The sequence below is a fragment of the Candidatus Infernicultor aquiphilus genome (assembly GCF_002784285.1).
Classification (GTDB): domain Bacteria; phylum Atribacterota; class Phoenicimicrobiia; order Phoenicimicrobiales; family Phoenicimicrobiaceae; genus Infernicultor; species Infernicultor aquiphilus.
Window position 1 is genome coordinate 1,957 of sequence record NZ_PFKO01000088.1, and the last position, 4,561, is coordinate 6,517.

Here is a 4,561-nt window from a genome sequence, read left to right on the forward strand (position 1 = left end):
TCTGTTTTTCCGATTGTAGTACTCATTTGTACTCCTTTTCTGCCCTTATATTTTAATTATCTGTAACTCTACCTTCTGCGTATGCTTTAGAAATATCGTTTTCGTGTTTCTTGTATTCTTCACGGTTATTTTCTAACCAATCATCTATTTCTGATTGACGATATACTTTTTTCCCGTCTTGGGTTTTTTGACCTGCGGGATTTGTTCCCGAACCAATAACACGATTATCTTCATTAAACAAAAATGGTTTATCTGTCTTAAGTTTTTCAATTACTTCATTTATACCTTTAACTTCGCCATTTTCGATTTTTACATCAGAGAGATCTGCTAATTTAAAGGCATCTCCTGCGGATACAACCCCTTCCTTAAGAGCTTTCTCGGCAAAAACATTATACTTTTGATTCCCCTCAACCTGTGTTTTAAGAGTATCAATTTCTTTCTGCTTCGCTTCGGCTAATTCCTTATACTTACCTTTTTCGGCAAGATCTTTTTCTTCCGTTTCTTTCTTCTCTTTGTTAATCTTTTCAAGAGCTTCCCTTGCTTTTTTCAATTCCTTGCGAGTATCAGAAAACTCCCCATAAGGAACTGACTTTGGTGGTCCCTTTTTATCTTCATCTTTACCTTCGCCACCTTTGTTATCGTCTTTGTTAAGGTCATCTTGTTTTTTAGAGGCGTTATCATCGCCTTGATTATTTTTAGTCTGGTCATCACCAGAGTTTTGATCTTTGTCATTTAACATAGGATCTCCTATTAAGATTTATAGATATCTAAGCTGGCGGCGATTTAAAGTCCCACCGCAAGGACTGCCACCCTTAATTTAATAATACTATCCTATATAAAATTATGTCAATAGAATTATCATCGTCCATCGCCAATCGTTGAGAAGCCTACTTTTCGGAGTGTTTTATCTTTAATCTCTTGATCCTTATTCGATAGCCTTTTAAATTCATCGGGATTTTTCTCTAACTCTGAAATATACGGGATTGTTCTGTGTCGGCAATTAGGTCTAAAAATATGATTTGACATATTCATTATTTCATCTAAATTTGGATAGTCTGGAGTCTGCCCTGTTAGACTATAAACTTTTCCCTCAACTAATCTACAATCATCAGCCGCTCCGTGAACTGTAATTTGAACTAGATCATATCCGTTTTCTATAAGTCGCAATTCTCCACCAACCCGATATGCTTCCACCATTTTGGTCCGAGCTAACATTTCGGAATAAGTATCTAATTGCCAAGTTTTCCCACCCTTATCAATTAAAGAAACTACCCCGTGATCTTTTAAAACTGCTTGAATATCTTTTTGAACTTGAGGTAAAGTTTTACCCGAAATTATGCCTGTTGCTAATTCCCCGACTATTTCTTGTTTGGTTACTAAACCGAAAGTTGAAACAATATCTCTTTTAACAGTTTTTAATGCTTCCGCAAAACCTAAGTAACTTTCGTCTGCTATAACTCGGACCGCGTCTTGATGTAAAGAATTAAAATCGGTTATCTTAACTTCGCCCTTTAATTTATTTAACTCATTAACCATATCAACCGATCCCTGCCTATACATTTCTGGGATATTAGCACCTATCCAAACTTTTGTACCTTCGTCTAATTCTAAAAGAATTTTATCTACCTGTGCCATTAGTGATAATTTTTGAACGTTACTTTTTCCAAGTAAGTTATTAGTCTGAACAATTTTAAGTAATTCTAAATATCCTTCTTTATAGAAATTAACAAGGTTGTCTATATTGCCTACGGTTAGATCAATTTTCTTAATCACCGCCTACTCCTTTTTCATCATCGGTTCTTTAGGCTCTTTACCACCACCCATAAGTTTTGACATATCTAGCATTGGCGGCTTATTACCTATGCTTGAAGTAACCTCTTTTGTTTCCGAACCTATTTTTTCCATTTCTTCTTTAATATCATCATTGCTTCCACTATCTAATCTTCTGATAGAACTTTCCCTTGAGGTATTACCAGAACGTAATCTAATTTCTTCGATCTGTGCTTGTTCAAAAGTGTCTTGAGGTATTCCGTCTTGCCATTCTATCTTTGGAATAACTGGAGTTTTCTTAGCTAATTTTTGAGCAACTACCATTGCCCATTTTAAAGCCTCATCATAATAGTTTTTCTTTCGGGATATTTTCGCTAAAGTTCTCAATAATCTAAACTTTAAGGCTCTACCACTTTCAGCAGTTCCACCTTTATCCATACCAAATACTGACGGAGAAGTTTCAGAAAATAGAAAGACAAATTCTACAATCTTATCTATTTCTTTAAATGCCGCTTCGAGTGAAGCGTCCCAAGTGATATATTCTGGTTTTGCTACACCACCAGTCGTTGCAACTACCTCGAACAAATCAAAATTCTGTGTTCTTACTTGCCCTTTTTTATCTATCACTCCTCTCGGAACTGCTAATTTAGGGTTTGAATGTCTATTAAGAATATCGGCTAATCGGGTTATCCTGTTATTTGCTTCATCAAACAAAGAATGTAAATCATTGTAATCAGAAATTCCCCAAAACCTATTCGATGTTTTCCAATTAGGAATTATTTTAACTAAAAAGTCATCAACTCCCGTGTTTTGTTCCTCTGGCATATTGTCATAAAAAATTCCTAAATCAACTTTTTCAGATAAAATATCCCCATTCAATAGCCATAACTCATTAACTATTTTCCCTTTATAATGAATTTCTTTACGAACATATTTTGTGTCGCCCTGTTGTTTAATCCAAGCAATCTCTATCGATTTTGTTTCGTTTATATTATCAGAATCTAAATTAACAAAAACAATTTCGGGTGTAATATATTCTATAATTATCTTTTTATTTTCTGCTTGTCTAACTTTAATTACACTATCCCCGTGATAGGAATTCGATAAAGCACTCTCATAATTCCTTGTATGAAGTTTATTATTTTCTATTAACTCATCGAACCATTTTGTATCTTTAACTTCTTTCGGCCATTTAAACTTAATTTGTTCTCCAAATAATAAATCAGCGCTTACTTTGGAGATAAGCGCTCCGAAATTACAAACAATATAGATCAACGATTTTTGTTCCTTTGCCATAAGAGCCGAGAACTTTGCAAAAGCTGTCGAATGTAAACCAAGAAAAATATCCTCATTGGTTCTGTAATCGTCAATTCTTTGTTTATCTTCATTAGTTGCTGGAAAGTTTGCCATACTTCCTCCTTACCACCCTTCTGGTTTATTTTCCCAAGCCCTTACTTGCATGATAATCTCTGGGATTGCTAGGCAGATAGACCAAAAACTATCTCCGTGTCCTTCGGGTGAAGCCATTGTCTGTAAATCGTTATCCACCGCTACAATCTGGTTAAATTGCCTACTATCATCTATCAATTCAATTTTAGAATTAATTACATACTTTTGCAAATTCGCCGCCATTCCATTTTTAGTTTTCTCACTAAAGTTTACTGGTTCATATTCGGGACCAAGTAATCCCTGTTCTGCGAAACTCTCAAATTCTCCTCTAGTATTATCATATCTTAAAGTATTGATTTTGAAAAACTCTATTGCCCTATCACAATACTCTTTTTGTTTTATGTAATCCCAACCGTCCATAAATTTCTGATGTATCTCTACGAAATGCGGTTCGTCCATTGAACCAGTATTTTTAAAAACTGCGAAATGTGAAGGATGGGCTTTTTTACCGATATCTAAACCCGCATAAACATCAACTACATTTAACTCATCAATTATCGGCTTATCTTCGGGAAACTCTTGTTTATATTCTCTAATCTGTAAGTTGGTTAATTCAGAATTTATCAAATCTAATATCTGCTTTTCTTCAAAATAACTATTCTCAGCATAAACAGGTCGGCACATATATTCTTGATTAAAAATCTTAACACCCCTCATTTCTCGGCGATGATTCAATTCTTCCCAATTATGCCACTCTGGCCATATCGCTATTTTATCCGCGTCTGAAATTATCGATGGTTGTATTCTAACTGCAAACTTAAGTTTCATTTTCTCGTTAAAGAAAAAATCCTGCCAAGTTTGAGGTGTTCCGACTATATGACAAAAACCGCCTTTGTTAACCATATCCAATAACTCTGTAAAAATAATTCTATTAACCTTCTCTATAATGGTCGGGTTTAATTTATTTTCAGGATCGCGCAAAGGGTCATCTATAAAAATACCAGGGCAATGAATACCTCTCTTAAAGGCTAATAATCCATGAGGTTCCAAAGTTATTGAAGGCAAGGGTTTTCTATTTTCATCATATCCCCAAAAATAATCGATAACTCCTTCGGCTCTCGGTTTTCTATCTATACAAGCTTCATAGTAAGGATTTCGTTGTATCAAATCTTTAATCTTACCAATATGATATTTACTCATTGCTTCTTGAAAAGAAAAATATTGATACTCTCCGCCACTTAATGCTTGTTTCATTAAAATCCACATAAAATAAGCATAAAGACCTGCAGATTTAAAATGGTCACGTCCCGACATTCGAGAAGTCCAAATATTATCTCCGTAATAACCTGCTAACTCTTTAATATATCCGCCACCTATAAAATTATCAAAAGATTTACTAAAA

General features: G+C 34.5%; 4 protein-coding genes. All 4 read right to left on the minus strand.

The window, feature by feature from the left end; genetic code table 11:
* Positions 1 to 52: 52 nt before the first annotated feature.
* Complete coding sequence (locus tag COZ07_RS02515) at positions 53 to 739, minus strand: hypothetical protein (protein ID WP_406607018.1); 687 nt, start codon at positions 737 to 739, stop codon at positions 53 to 55.
* Between the two features lie 119 nt (positions 740 to 858).
* A complete protein-coding gene (locus COZ07_RS02520) occupies positions 859 to 1,773 on the minus strand; it encodes a phage minor capsid protein (RefSeq protein ID WP_406607019.1) in 915 nt (304 codons plus the stop codon).
* A 3-nt stretch (positions 1,774 to 1,776) separates the two neighbouring features.
* Positions 1,777 to 3,180 carry a phage portal protein gene (locus COZ07_RS02525; RefSeq protein WP_406607020.1) on the minus strand — a complete coding sequence of 468 codons (1,404 nt, stop codon included), beginning with the start codon at positions 3,178 to 3,180 and terminating at the stop codon, positions 1,777 to 1,779.
* Between the two features lie 9 nt (positions 3,181 to 3,189).
* On the minus strand, positions 3,190 to 4,561 hold a 1,372-nt coding region (locus tag COZ07_RS02530; RefSeq protein WP_406607021.1), incomplete at its 5' end, for a hypothetical protein.